This is a genomic window from Pseudomonas syringae pv. tomato str. DC3000, assembly GCF_000007805.1.
GTDB lineage: Bacteria > Pseudomonadota > Gammaproteobacteria > Pseudomonadales > Pseudomonadaceae > Aquipseudomonas > Aquipseudomonas avellanae.
On sequence record NC_004578.1, the window covers coordinates 3,420,311 to 3,438,727 of the forward strand.

General features: G+C 57.0%; 14 protein-coding genes and 3 pseudogenes. 9 read left to right on the forward strand and 8 right to left on the reverse strand.

Annotation, left to right across the window (positions count from 1 at the left end; genetic code table 11):
• The first annotated feature begins 268 nt into the window (after positions 1-268).
• Both PSPTO_RS15735 and PSPTO_RS15740 read left to right on the forward strand, forming a co-directional pair.
• On the forward strand, positions 269-1,183 hold the full coding sequence (locus PSPTO_RS15735; RefSeq protein WP_005764458.1) for a LysR substrate-binding domain-containing protein: 915 nt from the start codon (positions 269-271) through the stop codon (positions 1,181-1,183).
• Between the two features lie 285 nt (positions 1,184-1,468).
• A complete protein-coding gene (locus PSPTO_RS15740) occupies positions 1,469-1,627 on the forward strand; it encodes a hypothetical protein (protein ID WP_156422789.1) in 159 nt (52 codons plus the stop codon).
• A gap of 3 nt (positions 1,628-1,630) precedes the next feature.
• Here the strand turns inward: PSPTO_RS15740 and PSPTO_RS15745 are convergent, their stop codons facing one another.
• From PSPTO_RS15745 to PSPTO_RS15765, 5 genes and pseudogenes are all read right to left on the reverse strand, one after another.
• The gene (locus PSPTO_RS15745; RefSeq protein WP_011104345.1) at positions 1,631-2,584 is read right to left on the reverse strand and encodes a hypothetical protein; all 954 of its coding nucleotides are present in this window, start codon (positions 2,582-2,584) and stop codon (positions 1,631-1,633) included.
• Positions 2,585-2,973: 389 nt separating this feature from the next.
• Positions 2,974-3,273, reverse strand: a pseudogene (locus tag PSPTO_RS15750) (IS66 family transposase zinc-finger binding domain-containing protein); the annotation flags it as partial.
• Positions 3,274-3,381: 108 nt separating this feature from the next.
• The gene (locus PSPTO_RS15755; protein WP_046463764.1) at positions 3,382-4,341 is read right to left on the reverse strand and encodes a 5'-nucleotidase; all 960 of its coding nucleotides are present in this window, start codon (positions 4,339-4,341) and stop codon (positions 3,382-3,384) included.
• Between the two features lie 9 nt (positions 4,342-4,350).
• A pseudogene (locus tag PSPTO_RS15760) lies at positions 4,351-5,417 on the reverse strand (IS3 family transposase); the annotation flags it as partial.
• Between the two features lie 158 nt (positions 5,418-5,575).
• Positions 5,576-7,579, reverse strand: a complete 2,004-nt coding sequence (locus PSPTO_RS15765; RefSeq protein WP_011104349.1) for a sigma-54 interaction domain-containing protein — start codon at positions 7,577-7,579, stop codon at positions 5,576-5,578.
• Between the two features lie 185 nt (positions 7,580-7,764).
• Here PSPTO_RS15765 and PSPTO_RS15770 point away from each other — a divergent pair, with 185 nt between their 5' ends.
• From PSPTO_RS15770 to PSPTO_RS15780, 3 genes are all read left to right on the forward strand, one after another.
• On the forward strand, positions 7,765-8,787 hold the full coding sequence (locus PSPTO_RS15770) for a Gfo/Idh/MocA family oxidoreductase (RefSeq protein WP_011104350.1): 1,023 nt from the start codon (positions 7,765-7,767) through the stop codon (positions 8,785-8,787).
• Entirely contained in the window at positions 8,784-9,572 is a 789-nt protein-coding gene (locus PSPTO_RS15775) for a TIM barrel protein (RefSeq protein WP_005764492.1), read from the forward strand. Before PSPTO_RS15770 ends, PSPTO_RS15775 begins: the two co-directional genes overlap by 4 nt.
• A 98-nt stretch (positions 9,573-9,670) precedes the next feature.
• Positions 9,671-10,597, forward strand: a complete 927-nt coding sequence (locus PSPTO_RS15780; RefSeq protein ID WP_005764495.1) for a sugar ABC transporter substrate-binding protein — start codon at positions 9,671-9,673, stop codon at positions 10,595-10,597.
• A 492-nt stretch (positions 10,598-11,089) separates the two neighbouring features.
• Here the strand turns inward: PSPTO_RS15780 and PSPTO_RS15785 are convergent, their stop codons facing one another.
• The gene (locus PSPTO_RS15785; protein WP_011104351.1) at positions 11,090-12,061 is read right to left on the reverse strand and encodes a helix-turn-helix domain-containing protein; all 972 of its coding nucleotides are present in this window, start codon (positions 12,059-12,061) and stop codon (positions 11,090-11,092) included.
• A 241-nt stretch (positions 12,062-12,302) separates the two neighbouring features.
• Between PSPTO_RS15785 and PSPTO_RS15790 the strand changes: the two genes are divergently transcribed.
• The 4 genes and pseudogenes from PSPTO_RS15790 (at position 12,303) to PSPTO_RS15805 (ending at position 15,684) form a co-directional block, all read left to right on the forward strand.
• Positions 12,303-12,836 carry a 2,4'-dihydroxyacetophenone dioxygenase family protein gene (locus PSPTO_RS15790; RefSeq protein WP_005764499.1) on the forward strand — a complete coding sequence of 178 codons (534 nt, stop codon included), beginning with the start codon at positions 12,303-12,305 and terminating at the stop codon, positions 12,834-12,836.
• Positions 12,837-12,859: 23 nt separating this feature from the next.
• Positions 12,860-14,101 carry an MFS transporter gene (locus PSPTO_RS15795; protein WP_011104352.1) on the forward strand — a complete coding sequence of 414 codons (1,242 nt, stop codon included), beginning with the start codon at positions 12,860-12,862 and terminating at the stop codon, positions 14,099-14,101.
• A gap of 97 nt (positions 14,102-14,198) precedes the next feature.
• A pseudogene (locus PSPTO_RS15800) lies at positions 14,199-14,921 on the forward strand (carbohydrate porin); the annotation flags it as partial.
• 31 nt (positions 14,922-14,952) lie between these two features.
• Positions 14,953-15,684 (forward strand): SDR family NAD(P)-dependent oxidoreductase, encoded by a 732-nt coding sequence (locus PSPTO_RS15805; protein WP_011104354.1) that lies wholly within the window; start codon positions 14,953-14,955, stop codon positions 15,682-15,684.
• A gap of 251 nt (positions 15,685-15,935) precedes the next feature.
• Here PSPTO_RS15805 and PSPTO_RS15810 read toward each other — a convergent pair whose 3' ends face one another.
• Both PSPTO_RS15810 and PSPTO_RS15815 read right to left on the reverse strand, forming a co-directional pair.
• Positions 15,936-16,970, reverse strand: coding sequence for a GlxA family transcriptional regulator (locus tag PSPTO_RS15810; RefSeq protein ID WP_005764509.1), 1,035 nt, complete (start codon positions 16,968-16,970; stop codon positions 15,936-15,938).
• A 29-nt stretch (positions 16,971-16,999) separates the two neighbouring features.
• Positions 17,000-18,352, reverse strand: coding sequence for an MmgE/PrpD family protein (locus PSPTO_RS15815; RefSeq protein WP_011104356.1), 1,353 nt, complete (start codon positions 18,350-18,352; stop codon positions 17,000-17,002).
• Positions 18,353-18,417: the final 65 nt, after the last annotated feature.

Below are 18,417 nucleotides of genomic sequence, written 5' to 3' on the forward strand. Positions count from 1 at the left end.
CGGGCATTGCCGGGAACACTATCGGTGGCTATTGATAGTCGACATGCCTGTCATCGATTGTGTCCTGTGAGCTACATGTCGCGGCCAGACAGCGTCTGGACGCCACTATGCATAATGGCCGCCATTGTTCGCATGTCGACCAGACATTGCAAGCCATGTGGACATTCCGCGCTCACGCTATTAATTTCCCCTGCGCCGGACCCGCATTTGCTCGTACTATCGCACCCTGCTCACGTCCTCAACCGACAAATGGCCCGAGATATTCCGCATGAATCGTAACGACCTGCGTCGCGTCGACCTCAATCTGCTCATCGTTTTCGAAACCCTGATGCATGAGCGCAGCGTCACGCGTGCGGCGGAAAAGCTGTTTCTTGGCCAGCCAGCCATCAGCGCCGCGCTTTCTCGCCTGCGTGGGCTGTTCGACGATCCTTTGTTCGTGCGTACCGGCCGCAGCATGGAGCCAACCGCCCGCGCCACAGAAATCTTCGCCCTGCTCTCCCCGGCGCTGGACTCCATTTCGACTGCCGTCAGCCGGGCCTCAGAGTTCGACCCGGCCACCAGCACCTCGGTATTCCGCATCGGTTTGTCGGACGACGTCGAGTTCGCCCTGCTGCCCACCCTGCTCAAGCGCCTGCGCTCCGAAGCACCGGGGATCGTGCTGGTCGTCAGGCGGGTCAACTACATCCTGATGCCACCACTGCTGGCCTCGGGAGAGATTTCGGTCGGCGTCAGCTACACCCAGGACCTGCCCGCCAACGCCAAGCGCAAGGTATTGCGCAGAAGCAAGCCACAATTGTTGCGTGCCGACTCGATACCCGGCCCCCTCAGCCTAGACGACTTCTGCGCCCGCCCCCACGCCCTGGTGTCATTTGCCGGCGACCTGAGCGGGTTTATTGACGAGCACCTGGAAAAACTCGAGCGCAAACGCCACGTCGTCCTCGCCGTACCGCAGTTCAACGGCTTGGCCACGCTGCTGACCGGCACCGACATCATCGCCACCGTGCCTGATTACGCTGCGCAAGTGCTGACGGCGGCGGGCGGCGTTCGGTCTGAAGACCTGCCGATCGAGACGCGCACGTTTGAATTGCACATGGCCTGGAGGGGGGCGCAGGATAATGATCCGGGGGAGCGGTGGTTGAGGTCGCGGATTCAGATGTTTTTTGGCGACCCTGAGAGTCTTTAGGTTTCGTCGGATAGGCTGTTTAGTTGATCATTTCTGGCTTTTCACAAACCATGGAGCTCCATTTACTTCCGGTGGATTGCTACATTGGGGGCACATCTGAGGGCATGCTTTGGATGGTTTGAAAAGGATGCCCCAGCCCTATACCCAAGAATCCGCTCATGAAATCACTCCAGCCCAAGCCAAAGAGTGGCCTCCGTCCACGCTCCAACCGTCTCAAGATCTTCCAAGGTTTCCAGCAGAATCTTTTCCAAACTCAATGCACAGCATCCTGGCAGGCCAAAAGTCGTGGATATTTCAACCCCACTCGGCATTTGCAATTACCAGAGCCATATTTTGAATATCAGCTTGTCTACCCCGCAGCCGATCGACGCCGTCGCGACGTGTTACGCCGGCCCGTCGATAGTGCCGGCAGACAAGATCCGCACCGGCTTTAATGCCGTCTAACAGTCAGCCGGGCCGTCCGTGCCTGGGCAACGTAGTTAAATAGTCATCCATGCGTTGGATAAGTGGATCGGTCAGCTGTTTCATCGAAGGGATGGGAGTGATGACAGGGTGACTTTGCGGATGCTCAAAGTCTTCAATCTGTTTTTTCACTTCGATTTCAATACTCTTATCAGCCAATTCCTTGGCTATGGCAACAAAACCGTTATCTAACGGATGGGCACGTTCACCCGCTTGCACGCCGGGATAGTTAACGGCAGGCTGAAAATCACTGAGGACAGCTATCAATCTGACCGAGGAGTAAATCCACGGCCGAGCATCAGAAACGAGCGCTCCATATAAATTAATCAGAATGACTCCGCTCAACAGTGCGCCTACCAAATGCCCCTGTGCATCGATAAAGCTGAGCCTGGCTGGCGCAACTTTGCTCCATGCTTTGCGCAGGTACGGCAGCAGATTGAAAATATTCAACAGGTTTGCGATAACAGACAGAGGGATTAAAAGTAATGCTCCTAGCCCGACGCCGATTAAAAGTAGGAACCCCAGCAGGGTAAACACGAAGGCTCCCAAGAGCAGCCATGCAGGAATATAAAAGACAAGTACTAGAAATCCAACCGTAATGTCAAATGATTGCGGTGGCAGCCCCAAGGCTTCAGCCACAACCCATCTTGAAATGGCTGTCGATATCAGCAACACCAACAAGTGCAGCAGGATAATAGGGGTTTTACCAAACGGCTTGTCCCATACAGAGATAAACCAGCGATAGATGCGTAAACATACAAACATGAAGCCAACAACAAACCCTAGAGAAGCAATCAAGATAGCACTATTTAATATTGCAATACCCATTAGCGCTGACAAGAACATCCCAAGCACTGTAACAGCGACAGAAAAACTATAAAAACGCCCCGACCAACTCATGGCTTTTAACTTAACCTTCAACTTCCCGAACTCAAACATCATTCCTCCCGACTATTAATTAACTTTATATCAACCCATTGACGCTTCGCATATGCTCAACCGCTTTACGCACTACTATCCATCTTTATCACAAGTAGGACAGGTACCAAGCGTTCCCGGAGGAGGCTCCAAGCGCTGGAGTGGAGAACAACATAATCGTCGAGGCACTGCTCTCCTCTATCAGGCAGTGTGATACACCAGTACTGAAGCCACCCTGTAGCCCCTTGGTACTATGTCAGAAACCGTATTTTCGATTGCTCGCGCTGGGCGGTCATCCAGGTATGAAACGCATCCATCAGCGGCGCTGCTTTTTCCTGACGTATTCGTCGTCGGACGTCCGGTTCTAAATCACAGACTTCGCGTTCAACTTCACATGAGGCCGCGATGTAGTGATCGGCGTATTTCGCGACTATCCCCTGGGCCAACAAGCCTGCCGTTGGGATACCTTTGTCGATGACCTGGGCTGGCACCGGTGCTTGGGTCAGTGTTTCGCACTCATCGCAAACCCACTTACCCCGAACGTGCCGTTCAACGCTGAACACGCCAGGCGTGTAGTCGAGTTTCTCGCTGACATCCTCGCCGATGCGCTTGAGGGCGCAGCCGCATTGGCATTGAGTGTTTTCAGGTTCGTGATGAATCAGCGTGCGCGGAAATTCGGCAGGCAAGGCGATACGTTTGGGTTGCTGACGGACTGACGATTGCAAGGGCTTCGGTGCCAAGTATAGGCCGTGTTATCGGTTTTTCGCAGCACAGGACCGATACGAATTCCTGTGGTACTACGCGCTCAAGCCACCGTTTTACACCACCTGCTGGACCTGATCCGCTTCAGGCTCTATCGCATCCACAGTAGAGACATGGTTGGTGATGCCGAAAGGAATGTGCACGGATGGAGCAACTGCGCTAGTCGATTTAAGGTGCCCTGATTGGTCATCGAAGAAGATGTGTGGTTTCAATACACTTAAAATTTTTCCTTTCTCGATACCACCTAAGAAGAATGCGTCATTGGCCATGACCCCCCAACTCTTGAGTGTATTCATCGCACGCTCATGAGACGGAGCATTGCGGGCTGTGACGATCGAGACGCGTATGCGGTTTTCGTATTTAGGATTGAGCTTTTTGTGCTTCTCCTCGACCGACTGGATTTTGGATATCCGCACCATGAATTCCTTCAGCGGCCCGGGGTTATGGGGCTGCATGACGTTCTTCACTTCGTGCGAATGGAACTCAGACAATCCAGAGGCCTGCATGATTGTTTCGGACTCATCGCCGGCGAGTACGCCGTCAAAGTCGAATGCGATGCGTAGGGTTTTATCAGTCTCGTCGTCTTCAAATTTTGAATCGAGCACCTGGCCAGCCGGGTACCCGGCCCTGATAGCCGCTTCCACGTCTTTTTTGTCACCCGACAAAAATAAAGCGATATTCAGTGCTGGTATGTATTCATAAGGAGATTTTCCCTGCATGAAAATCGCCCTTGTCATCCCAAGCTCGTAGTGCTCGATAGTCTTCAGTACACGCAGCCCAGTGTCGGGATCATTGCGCGGAAGAAGTATTACCTCGACGAGCGGATCCGTAGGATCGACGCTAAGGTCATTCACTGAGAGTAAGCGCTTGATGAAGGGGAACGCTATCCCCTTAGGAAGCGGGACGTGAAGATTTTTTTGCTGAAACTTGCGGTATTCCTCCTCCCCCTGACTCTGAAACACTGCGTCCGATGCCAACAAATCAAACACAGCGCTGGAAGCGACGCCGATCACCAGGTGTAGTGGTCAACTGATCCCGGACACGACGTTAAGTTTTTTCTCAGCCTGAGCCGGTGGCAGCCCACCATTAAATTGGTGCGGTCGAATCCAGTTGTACCGGTGCATCAAAAAATGACTGATATCCCGCTGAGCTTGTTGAACCGTCGTGTAGCCCATGATCGGTATCCACTCGGTTTTCAGGCTCCTGAACACCCGCTCCATCGGCGCGTTATCCCAACAAATTCCTCGCCGGCTCATGCTCTGACGCATGCGATATCGCCAAAGGCGCTGGCGAAAACTCCGGCTTCCATATTGCGAGCCCTGGTCGGAGTGGAACAGCAGACCTTGAGGCTTCCCTCGCTGCTCGTAAGCCATGTCCAAGGCCTTGATGACCAAGTCCGCATCCGGCTTTCCCGACAACGCCCAGCCCACAACACGGCGGGCAAAAAGATCTAGCACAACTGCCAGATACTGCCATTTCCCTTGAGCCCAGATGTAAGTGATATCGCCACACCAGACGTGGTCAGGAGCGGGCACATCAAACTCCCGGTTCAAGATATTAGGAATGTCGGGCCGCTCGACCGTCGCCTTTTTGTAAGCATGCGATCCCGGTTGTTTGCTGACCAACTCCAGCTCGCGCATCAGGCTGCGCACTTTGAATCGCCCGATCTGCTCGCCGTCGTCCTGCATCATGGCCATGATGCTACGGCTACCGGGAGCACTGCGGCCTTGGGTGAACAACTCGTTCACCCGACTGCGCAATCGAAGGCGTTCTACATCCGGTGTGCGGCGCCTCAGACGCCGAGCGTAGTAGCATGAGCGGGTCACTTCAAACACCTTGCACAGCCAATCAACCGGCTCGTGGATGCTCAACTGGTCAATCAGCGCGAACGCTCGAGATCTTCCGACATCAAGAGCGCGGTAGCCTTTTTTAAGATCGATTTTTCCCGCTCAAGGCGGGCAATTCGGGCTTCCAGCTCTTGGATTTTCTGCTGCTCCGGGGTCAGCGCTTTGCTCTGCGGGGTGACGCCCGTGCGTTCTTGCTGCACCTGGTCGACCCATCGACGCAAAGCCGACTCGCCGACACCAAGCGAGTGTAGTGGTCTAATAATTCCGGCCCCCTATTTAGGCGAGAATATCGCCAGATAGAGGTGCCTGATGACTAAACGAAATCGTTCCTTTGCCACTGAACTCAAACACGTGGCAGCAGGCCTAGAAGTGCAATTGATGCTGAAAAGCGAGGCTTATCCCCTCAACACTCTGGTCCCGAGCGAAACTCATCAGCACTTAACCCAAACCGATTCATCTTGTTATACAGCCCGCCCCGGGACACGTTCAGCTGTTTGGCGGCCAGCCGGATATTACCGTGGGTCGCCTTGAGTGCGGTGATGATTGCGTTCATTTCATGCGTTCCGAGGTCTGGTGCAGCCTGGAGTTCAGGCATGCGCCCTGGCACCAAAGGCCGCAGCCTTTGCTTGATTTCGAGCGGCAGATCTGTGGTCTGGAGCCGCTCGGTCAGGGCCAGGTTGGTCGCCCGCTCGATGATATTTTCCAGTTCTCGAACATTGCCGGGCCAGTGGTAGGCACACAGAATATCCAGCGCCTCCGGCGATATACCCTGCACCGACTTACGCAGCGAACGTGCGCAACGATCGAGAAAATGCTGTGCCAGTAGCGGCACATCTTCGCGGCGCATTCTCAGCGGTGGAACCGTCAAATTCAGTACATTGAGCCGGTAGTAAAGGTCCTCACGAAACGCGCCATCCACCACCGCCTGGCTTAGGTTACGGTGGGTCGCCGCGATGATGCGGACATTCACTTGCCGGGATTGCTTTGCCCCCACTCGTGTCACTTCGCCTTCTTGCAAGACGCGCAAAAGGCTGACCTGGGCATCAAAAGACATGTCACCGATTTCGTCGAGAAAGATCGTACCGCCATCGGCCAATTCAAACTTGCCGGCCGAGCCGCCACGCGCCGATCCGGTGAACGCGCCTTCGACATGACCAAACAATTCACTCTGCACCAGATCTCGCGGAATGGCCCCGCAGTTGACGGCTACGAATGGCCCGTTGCAACGTTCACTGGCGTTATGGATGGCTTGGGCGAATAACTCCTTGCCGGTGCCGCTTTCGCCCAGAATCAATGTGGTTGAATCACTGCGACTGGCTATGCGCCCCAGGTGCAACGCATCCTGAATAGCGCGGGAGCTGCCCTGAATGGTGTCAAAGGTGTAGCTGGCCTGGGAGCCGACGATCCGCCGGGTAATTTCCCGTATACGGCGGTTCTCGCGCAGCGAAACAATGCGCCCGCCCTGCCCCAGTGAACACACCGAGACCAGGCATGCCAGGTGACTGCGGTCATGCAGCTCAAACGTGCAATCCAGGTCCCGCAGGCCGTCCCCGCCGCGCAGCAGAATCTCATCGGTCAGTTCGCTCCGGCCCAGACGCTGGAACGGGCTGCCCAACAAGTCGCGGCCCACGCGAAACAATTGTCGGGCATAACGATTGAGAGCCTTGATACAGCCGCGCTCATCCAGCACCACCAGCCCTTCGTTGAGCACTTCAAGCACGGTTTGCTGCTCTTCCAGCAACGCCTGCAACGCCATATGCCGCGAAACCGCTTCGGCAGCAGCCTGCACAGTGCCCAACGTATGGAAATGAAACCAGCCGGGTTCGGCGGTCAGGGTCAACATGGCCAGCGTCCGGCCTTGGGCATCGCGGATCGGTGCTGCAGCGCAATGCATGCGCCGCCGACGCAGGTCGTTGCCGAAGTTTTCCTCGGCTAGCACATACAACAATCTGTCTTCGGCCAACGCCAGGCCGGTGCAGTTGGTGCCTTGGACGGACTCCAGCAAGCGACTGCCAACAGGCGTGAGGTCGAGCCCACAAAAATACAACGTTGTGCCTGCGGCATCGGTCAGATTGATATGGCCCCTGGGGTTGTACGCCAGTAAGCCACGCATGACCTCTGCCGCTGCAGCAATCAACACTCGATTGGCTGCCAGGGTTGCCTCCAGATCAGCGGGAGTAACAAAGCGGTATTCCCCGTCTTTAGGGTCCAGCCCTGCACTGACGCTGCGGTGCCAGGAGTCCCAAATCACCTGTCGCACCCCAACAGGTTGTTCGGTGCATCCGCTCAGGCAAGCCAGCCAGGCGTTCTCCAGCGCCGCAATCGGCCCTTCGCTCAGCGAGGTCGGGTCTAGCGCAGTGAGGTAATCAAGGTCTTGTACGCTGAAAGCCATTGGCTGCGGGGTCATGTGCCACCCATATGTTCATACTTTTGACATGTCATTATAGGCATGTCATCAGAATGAACACTTATTTCAGACTTATTTTATTATTCCCTTAATTATCAATGGTTTGAATATTGGCACAGGCTTTGCTCTTTCCCTTGCAGCATTAGTAACGCTTCTACTGAACAACAATAAAAAGGAGTCATTTCATGAGTGCATCCGAGACCCTTCGCCTTGGCCTCATCTGCGCTGGCCGTATGGGCAGTTTTCACGGCCAGACTGCCGCCCTGCGTATCCCTGGTGCCTGCCTGGCGGCCATCGCAGACCCGACACCTGGCCAGGCCGCTCGCCTCGCTACCGAACTTGGCGTAGAGCGGTTTTACACTGACCCGCAGCAATTGCTCGACGACCCGGATATCGACGGCGTACTGATCGCCGCCCCGGCCCGCAGCCATGCCGAGTTAGTGATCAGCGCGGCCCGGGCAGGCAAAGGTGTGTTTTGTGAGAAACCCATGGCTATCACACTGGACGAAGCCGACCGCGCTATCGCGGCCGCAGCCGATGCGCAAGTGACGCTGCAAGTCGGCTTCAACCGTCGCTTTGCGAAAAGCTTCCGCACTGCCCACCTGGACGTGGTTGCCGGGCGGATCGGCACGCCGCAACTGCTGCGCTCTCTGACGCGCGATCCGGCCTTGAACAATCCCGCCGCCTCGCCGCAGTGGGTGATTTTCCTCGAGACCTTGATCCATGACTTCGATAGCCTGCGCTACCTCAACCCCGGTGCCGAAGCCGTCGAAGTGTTCGTGATGGCCGATGCCCTCATTGCACCGGACTACAAGAGTAAGGGGTTTCTCGACACCGCGGTGGTCACGATCCGTTTCGACAACGGCGCTATCGCCACGGCCGAAGCGAATTTCCAGGCGGTCTATGGCTACGATGTCCGAGGCGAAGTCTTCGGCAGCGCGGGCATGCTGACCATGGGCAGCGTCAATGACTCTGACCTGGTTCGCTATCTGGCCAACGGCATCCAGAGCGACACCCAGCGCCTGGACACTGACCTGCTGCGTGATGCGTATGTGGCCGAACTCAACCACTTTGCAGACTGCCTGCGTACCGGCGCAAAACCACTCGCCAGCGGCGAAGATGCCCGGGCAGCACTGGCAATCGCCCGCGCGTGCATCGAGTCGTTCCAACTAGGTAAAGCGGTGCGCGTCGAGGGAGCCCGCTCATGAGCTTCACGCCGTTCAAACTGGCCGTCAGTGCCGAAATGGTCTTTCTCGATCTGCCATTCACTGAGCGCGTCAAACGCATCCATGCGCTGGGTTTCAGCGCCGAGATCTGGGGCTGGACGAGCAAGGACATTGCCGCACTCGCTGCAACCGGCGCGGACTTCACCTCAATGACCGGCTACATCCGGGGCAACTTGACCGACCCCGAAGACAGCCGGCAACTACTCGACAGTGCGCGGGAATCACTGGCCATCGCCGCACAACTCAATTGCCCAAGCCTCAACCTGCATGGCACTGGCCTGGACGATCAGGGCTTGCCGGTCAAACCCGTGGCCCACGCTAACGGGCGCATGTGGTTGAGTGCCTGCAAGACCCTGGAAAAAATCGCTCGCCTGGGCGAAGACGCCGGTCGTGTGTTTCTGCTGGAAAACCTCAATACTGAAGTGGACCATCCTGGAACGCCATTCGCTCGCGCCGACGATACCCTGGCGCTGATCGAGGCCGTCGACAGCCCTTATCTGAAGATGAATCTGGACCTTTACCATGCGCAGATTGGCGAAGGAAACCTGATCGAACTGATCCAGCGTGCGGGCAGTTCCATCGGCGAAATCCAGGTCGCTGACGTTCCCGGGCGCATGGAACCGGGCACCGGTGAAATCCATTACCCGGCCATTGCCAAAGCGCTGTTTGGCTTGGGATACAGCGGTGTCGTCGGGCTCGAAGGCTGGGCCAGCGGAGATAGCGAAGCAGCACTCGAACGCTTTCGGCAAGCCTTCACGCTGGATTGAGGGCCAACGGCACGCCCGGGACTTGATCCAAACGCGCCAGCCGTCCTCAAGTTTGATCTTGATGAGTTTCGTCTCATAACAATAAAAGGAAAACTATCATGCGTCGCTGCACATTGCTTTTTGCCTCTCTGCTACTTGTCTTAAGCCCATGGGCCACCGCCAGCTATCGCATCGGCGTGAGCATCGCAAGGGTCGACGATAACTTCATGACTTACGTGCGCAGCGGCGTGGAGGACGCGGCAAAAAAAGAAAACGTACAGGTCCAGTTCGAGGACGCGCAAGGCGACGTGGTGCGCCAGCTCAATCAGGTTCAGGGATTTATCAATCAAAAAGTCGACGCAATTATCGTCCTGCCCGTGGACACCGCCGCCACCGCCAACCTGACCCGCGCTGCCGTTGAGGCGAAGACGCCGCTGGTCTACGTCAACCGCCATCCGGACGAGCGCGTCCTGCCTAAAGGCGTGGTTACCGTGGCGTCCAATGACATTGAGGCCGGGCAGCTGCAAATGCGCTACCTGGCGGAAAAACTAGGGGGCAAAGGTACCCTCGCCATCATCATGGGTGACCTTGCGCAAAACGCTACGCATGACCGCACCGAAGGCGTCAAGCAGGTGCTCAAAGACTATCCCGGCATCAAGATAGTCGAACAACAAAGCGCCGAATGGCAACGCAACAAAGGCATGGACCTGACCAGCAACTGGCTGCTGGCAGGCACCAAGTTTGACGCCATCGTCGCCAACAACGACGAGATGGCTATCGGTGCCGCCATGGCCCTGCAGCAGGCTGGCAAAACCAAGGGCGAAATTGCAATTGTCGGCATTGATGGTCTGCCCGACGGCCTGGCCGCGATTAAACGCGGAATGCTGGTCGCCTCAGTCTTTCAGGACCCCAAAGCCCAAGCCACCGCCGCAGTACAGGCGTCCATTAAAATGATCAAAGGTGAGCCAGTCGAAACGGATGTCTGGGTGCCCTTTCAGTTGATTACGCCCGAACAAGTGGCCGTGTTTGAGCAGCATTATAAGTAGTCGCAAACGCTAACCAACGGCGCCGCGTTCTCCTGGCCTGAGATCAGCGGTGTCTTTCGTTGAGACAGGCATGCTGGAACACTGACGCATTTTCACTCATCAGCGGGATCCATTCCATCCATACCAAAATTGTTCCACGACACCCGGGATGCGCCGAAATATCCGGATCGTTTGCAGCTATCGGGTCGTTGCCACTTTTCAAAAAAGCACGCAGGTCAACATTTGCTCAATTGTTCTTCGTTTGTCAGCCTTTTCGCCCGCTGCGAATTCCCTTGCAGTCCACTCAGGTCTGTATCAGAAATCGCTATTCGCGATCGCTCGCACCTCCATGTAAATGGGAGGAAAAGTGGGGGCCTAATTAGTTTTTTCAGGCTGAAAATACCGCACTAGAGCCAGTCAGAATGTTTTTTGGCGATCCCCATAGTCTGTAATGGAATTCCACTGGGTTCCATAAAACCGTTTTATAACAATGCGTCGGCCGCAGCCCGGACGCTATACGCCGACCGACGATGAGCGCACGTCGCTGGGCGTGCGCCCATAGTACGCCTTGAAAGCCCTGGCGAAATGCGCCTGGCTGGTGAACCCTTGACGATAGGCAACTTCGGCAATGTCCAGAACGCGACTGTCCGCCTGGCTCAACAGACGGAATGCTCCCTGTAAGCGCTTTTCCAAAATGAAGCGATGGGGTTGTGTGTCTTCCAACGCAAATAGCCGGGTCAGGTGTCGTGTGGAGACGCCGGTTTGATGAGCCACCCGCTCACAACTCAATGCAGGGTCGGAAAGTTGCTCGAGGATGCATTGCTTGGCGGCCAGCAAGTATGACGCACTGAGTGCGTTGATCCGGCGATTGCCCATCTGCCCGGCAATGATAGTCCCCAACAGTTCAAGGGCATCCTCTTGATAGCTGTCTGCCCCTTGGCTGAGCGGCTGCTCGAAAAAACCATCGGTGCGCTCACTCAATGTTCTTAACAGTAAACGCTGTGTGCCGGTATGTGCGCTGATCTTCACTGCATTATCAAAGCGGCGCAGACAGCGGGAGGCGAACACGTCCGGAGGGATATCGAAGATAAACTTGTGCATCGAAGCGGAGAAGCCGAACAGGTAGGGCTTGTCGGTTCGATAAACCATCATTTCGCCCGGTTCCAGCAGATGGCAGTTGCCGTTCTGAAAGAAAAACGACGCACTGCCCATGACCAGCGAGACGAACACCGACTCTTTGGGCGCGCTGCGAATCATTGAACCATCACGCTCGATGACGTGTTGGGTACCGGCAATATGGGCGACCCGCAGCCGGTCCAGACGCAGATTGTCCTCCCGAGCGCTGAAGCCGGTTTCGCTGAAGGAAGAGCACTTCAGACCGACCAGTGTCGATGCGTTGTACTGCTCCCAAAAGGCTACGCGCTGATCCACGGGAAGGTCATCGGTACTGGCACGCTGGGTATCAAGCAAGGCGGTTCGGGTCATTTTTATTATTCTCGTTTTTATTAACTACTCGGCCCCGCACAAGGCGAATTACCGGGCCTGCAGCGCCCCATTAACCGCCGACCCAGGCACGCTGTCAATCGGTAGCCGGTACAAAACCACGGCAACCGATGAACTGAAAATATCCGTCCGATTCAGACAACAATGACGTCAGTTTCGATCAAACCGTAGTGCCCCGTTCTCCTTAGAGTGGCCTCTGTATTCCAACAATCAGAGGCCCGACATGCCCGAATTAGCCCGCAACGAATTCTGGAAAGACCTGCAGCCCATAGCGAACTGCTTCAAGCCCGACGCCAAGCCTGAGGTTTACCTGCCTGATGCCGCCAGTGATGATCTGCGGCTCTACGTGCCCTTCACCGAAACCGTCTCTTCCCGCCCCCTGTGGATCTCCCCCAGCGAAAACCGCTGGTGCGACATCTTGATGTCGAGCAAGGCTGGCCTGGTCAATCGCCACTACCACCCGCACGAAGTATTCGCCTACACCCTGTCGGGCAAGTGGGGCTACCTGGAACACGAGTGGACCGCGACCGCCGGCGACTTCGTTTATGAGACGCCCGGCGAGGGTCACACCCTGGTGGCCTATGAGCACGAAGAACCCATGCGCGTGTTCTTCATCGTCAAGGGGCCGCTGATCTGGCTCGACGAGCAAGGCGAATCCACCGGCTACTTCGACGTGCACTCCTATATTGCCCTGTGCCGTGAACACTACGAAAAGGTCGGCCTGGGCGCTGACGCTGTGGACCGCTTGTTCCGTTAAACCCCGTGCTACGGAGAACCACCATGGCTCACAACAATAATAAAGCCAGTTATGAAAATGTCCTGCTCTGCGTGTTGTTCCTGACGTTCGGTTTTGTGTTTTTCGACCGTCTGGCGCTGTCCTTTCTGTTTCCGTTCATGGCGCGAGAGCTGCAACTGAGCAACAGCCACCTTGGCATGTTGTCTTCGGTGCTGGCATTGGCCTGGGCGATTTCCGGGACGCTAGTAGGCGCGTGGTCGGATCGCCGAGGGGTACGCAAGCCGCTGCTGATTGCCGCGGTCATCCTGTTTTCGCTGTGCTCAGCCCTCTCGGGGCTGGTCGCGGGGTTCCTCAGCCTGTTGCTGTTTCGCGCCATCATGGGGTTGGCCGAGGGGCCCATCCTGCCGTTGTCCCAATCGATGATGGTGGAGGCGTCATCGCCGCATCGCCGGGGCTTGAACATGGGCTTGCTTCAAGGCTCGGCGGCGGGTCTGTTGGGCGCGGTCATCGGCCCTCCGGTGTTGATTGCCCTGGCGCAGGCCTATGGCTGGCGGCATGCGTTCATTGTCTCGCTGCTACCAGGACTGCTCATCGCCTGGCTTATCTGGCGTTACGTGCGCCACGATGAACCTCGTCAGGCTCCGGTGAGTAACGTCAAGCTCACCGGGCATCGCCTGGCACTGCTTAAAAGTCGCAATATCGTGCTGTGCACATTGATCAGTTGCGTATTTCTGACCTGGTTCGTGATCCTGATCTCCTTTACCCCGACGTTTCTGGTCAGCGTCCGCGGTTACAGCGCGCCGAGCATGGGCACGATCATGAGTTGCCTGGGTGCCGCCTGGGTTGTATGGGGGTTTGCGGTGCCCAGCATTTCCGACCGCATCGGCCGCCGTCCGACGCTGGTGCTGTTCTCGCTGATTGCGGCCTGCTGCCCGATAGCCCTGCTATTCGCGCCTTCGCCGATGATACTCGGCGTGCTGATGGTGCTCACCTTCACCGGGCTTGGCTGCTTCACGCTGTTCATGTCCACCATTCCAGCCGAAACCGTCCCGCGTGAAGTCATGGCCACGGCTCTGGGCATGATCATGGGCATTGGCGAACTGGTGGGAGGCTTCGTGGCGCCGACCATTGCCGGGGTTGCCGCCGATCAGTTCGGGTTGTCGATTGTGATGTGGATCTCCTGCTGCGGCGCCGTGCTGGCTGCGGGGCTGTCGCTGTTGCTAAAGGAAACCGCGCCCACCGTGCTGCAACGCCGATCAGTGCAAGCCTGCACACAGCGTGCGTGATCCGGGATCAACACGCTGCTCTATTTACTCATCACAACAACAATAAAATGAGTCCCAGACCATGCACCCTACTCTTCTTTTGTGCGCGTTTTTGTTCATGGTCTTTACCTACCCTCAAGCTTGGGCACAGGACCGTGAAGGTCCACAGGCCGGCCTGGGCGAGCAATTAGCCAGCTACGGCATTCAGCCCCATGTGCAATTCACCAGCCTGTCGATGAAAAACCTCGACACCGGCCCGCGCCCCTACAGCTTCGGTAACAGCGGTGACCTGTACATCGGCGCAGATGTTGACCTCGCCACCCTCAGTGGCCTGGACGGCGCGGCCCTGCATTTCGAGCAGACCATCTTTATCCTCGATAACGGGACCGGCCAGCCGACCGGGGGCGAATGGCAAGGCGCCGTCGGCAGCTATTTTGGCGGTGCGCCCTTGCACAATGACATCGCCAGCAATCAGTTGAGCCTGTTGACCTACAAGCAAAAATGGCTCGATGGTCAGCTCGACCTGCACGTCGGACGGACCAATGGCCGGCGGTACTTCTACATCTATAACTGCGAAACGGGGGTCACCTGCAACGACCCGATCCTGGATGCTTCAAGCGGCATGTTGCCGCCACCCTTCGGTGCTTGGGGCGGGTACCTGAAGTATCAAGTGAACCCGCGTTTTTATGTGCACGCGGGTGCGTTTGAATCCAACCCGGTGGACTACCTGAAAAAGCGCAAAGGTCTGGATTTCAGCACCGACGACGCGAGTGGCACCAGCTTCCTGGTAGGCATTGGCAGCAAGCCTGGCGATAACACCACCCAGTACGAACTGAATGCGTAAAGCGTTTAACTGACTCAATGAGGTAACGATGACTATGTTCAGCAGCACGCTGTTTGAAGGCAAGGTCGCGCTCGTCAGCGGCGGGACGTCCGGGATTGGCCAAGCGACCGCCGAGTACCTGGCCCGGCATGGCGCCAGGGTGGTGGCTATCGGCTTGGGCGCCGACGCGACAATCATCGCCGAGGGGGTTGAGCTCGATCTTCGCGAGGTTAACGTCACCAACGATGATGCGCTCAAAGGCGTGATCCAAAGCCTGGACCGCCTGGATATTCTGGTACCGGCTGCAGGTGGCACCCTGGGCGAAAAGGAGATGGAGTGGGAGGCCTTCAACCAGGTGTTGTCGGTTCAACTCAATGCCGTTTACCGTCTCATCAACCTGGCGCATCCGCTGCTGGCCAGGCAAGGTGGGTCGATCATTAACATCGCGTCGGTATTCTCCTACTTTGGCGGGGGAAAACTCGTGGCTTACTCGGCAGCCAAAGGGGCGATTGTCCAGATCACTAAGTCCCTGGCGGAGGCCTACGCTCCTGACAATATTCGCGTCAATGCCGTGGCGCCGGGGTGGATCACCCCCCCCCTGCTGGCGAAAATCGATGATCAACCGAGGATCGACCGCTTGCTGTCCCGCACGCCGATGAGGCGCTTCGGCAGTGCTGAAGAGGTCGCCAAGGTGATTGCCTTTCTGGCTTCGGATGCGGCGTCATTTGTGACCGGCGTGGTGTTGCCGGTCGACGGTGGCTACCTGACGAGCGCTATCTGACACCCAAGACGCGCCTTCACCGGCAAGCTCGCTGCCTGGCGATAACGGCAAGGAAGCTGACACCCGGGCATGGCAAACCTCGAGTATTTCATCGGCAAGCGGTGAATCATCCGCGCCATTACTCAGGCGCTGATGAGCAATTCTCACGATCCTGGGCATCGGTAGAAGCTTCAAGCAGGCTCGACAATACGTAAGGGAGAATCCCGCCGTTGGCAAAATCAAGTTCGGCGATCAAGCACGCCAGGCGAGGCTCACTTGCGAACTTCATACGTTGCCCGATAACTTCCCGGCGCAGCATCGAAGAAGTCGCGAAACCGCCGGTGGAAATGCGGCATGCTGATAAACCCGGTCGCCATGGCGATATCCGTTATGGATCGGTTGGTCTGCAGCACAAGTTGTCTGGCCCGGGTCAGCCTCAATTCAAGGTAGTAGCGAGCCGGGGCGGCCCCGATGAAGCGGAAGAAACGCCGCTCCAGCTGTCTTTTCGAGATCCCTGCACAGGCCGCCAGGTCGTCCAGGCTCAGGGGCTCTTCGATGTTTTTCTGCATCAGCTCCAATGCCACCTTCAGCGCCTGCGGCAAGGTCGGGTCCGAGTCGACGGCGACAGTCGACACACCACAGACCTGTTCATGCTCGTCACAGCCGAGGATTTCCTCTACCGCGCGGGCCAGTGAACTGCCTTTGGTGACGCGGATGTATTCCAGCATCATGCGCAACGAGCTACTGGCACCCGCACAAGTCACCCGCTCCAGATCAACGACGTGGCTGCGGTCAGAGATTCTCAAGTCAGGAAAAGCATCGGCCATCATGGCCCGTCCATCAGGGTGAACGGCGCACGTGTGCCCCCCCATTACCCGCGCATCGGCCAGGAAGTAAGCGCCATTCCACAGCCCGCCCAGGCTGGTGCCCGCAGAAGCCGCCGCAAACAACTTGCGCCGCAGGCAGGGCGTGCTTTTCAGATCGACACGCAGGCCGCCGACCACCAGCAGCAAGTCATGCCGCGCACGCAGCTCCGAAAGATCCAGGTCCGTGGGGATCGCGATACCGAGATCGCTCATCGCCACCCTGCCCTTGAGGCCGATCTTCACGATATCGAAAATCGGAGCATCGCCCATCAGGTTTGCCGTGACCAGTGCGTCCATCGCGGCGGTAAAGGACATCAACGAAAAGTTGTCCATCAGGATAAACGCTACCCGAATGACGGCTCGTGGGTTGACTGCCTTCTTGCCGGAAGACGAATACCGCATGTTCTGGTCCTGAAGGACGCTTTCGAAAACATAGGTCATGGGTTTTAACCTCCAATACCATTGCCGGTTTATGCGTTGATGGTTTGAACCGGCGACAACAGAAGACTCAGCAGCCGCTGACAATCAGGCTCTTGCGCCAGGTTGGCAACTGCCTGTTCCAGCAAACGACTGTGAGACACACCCAGGCTCGGCTCTGAAAAAAATCGATATTTTTCGATGAACTCCACGTCAGACAGCGGATGGCCAGGGTCGCCCTTGGCACAGGTCGTCGGGCTGCTCAGAGAGGAGCCGTCCTTGAGCTGAACGTTAATGCGCGACAGGATCTCCTCGGGAAACCGCGCTGACAGATCGGCAGCCTCGGAGATGCGGACCTTTGCGCTGACCTTCAGAATATCCGCTGCATGTATGGCTGCACCGGTGACCTCCTCAGGGCCGATACGCCCACGTGCCACCAGCGCAGCGACCGGAAACGCCAGCGCATACTGCGCCTCATCGGCGTTTTTCGGGGTATGCCCTTGCAACCGCACCGATTCATGGAAAGTCTGGATGTGGATGGACTCGATCTGCTCCGCTGTGATCTGTGGATGCTGATTCAGCAGGCCGGTCATGGCGGTCAATGCTGGCTGTGCCCAGCGACAGACTGGCCATGGTTTGAAGTATTGCTCGTCAATTTCCCAGGTGTCGCCCATGCTCTGCCAGAACCGGGCGACTTCGGCGCTTTCCACCGTTGCGGCAGGAGCGCCGGTGACCCCGGCCTGTGCCATCAGCAACGCATTAATCCCGGCATGGGCACCGGCTCCATGGGCGTCGCGCAGCATGGAAGGGAAATCCACCAAGCGCATCATCGGGCAGCGCGGACCGAAATACTCTGCAATTCCCAACGCATGGTGAAAGGCGGCTTCATCCAGCTTGAGCAGCCGCGCCCCTGCGCACACCACGCCGATTCCGGAAAAAGCCCCCGAGGCGTGATATTCCGGCGCCGTGGCCATCAGCGCTCGACCGGCTCTTAATGCAGTCTCATAACCAATCATCAAAACGCAGAGCATCTCCTGGCCGCTGATACTTTTGCCTTGGGCGCAATAGGCGTCGATCAACGCGATGATCGCGGGTACAACAGTGGCCCCCGCATGACCTTTGGAGGTGAAGTGGCCTTCATGGGCATCCAGGCTATCCACGCTGAAACCTCCGGCGTAGCCAGCGCCCAGTGGGTGTACAGACCTGCCGTCAAACCACAACCGACTGCAGGGTGCGCCCGTTGCATAATTGGCCACCGCAAACTCTTTGAGAATACGGCTGGTACCATTTTCACGGGCGGCGGCCGCGACACCAATGATGTCGAGCAAGCAGGTTTCAATTCGTTTACGAGTCGCAGACGGCGCATCGCCAAACTTTAATTGCTGAATGAATGAATAAAGAGACATGCATTCTTCCTTCTTCACGTAAGGTATAAAAAAGGCCGCCCGAAAACGGGCAGCCTCTGGCAAAG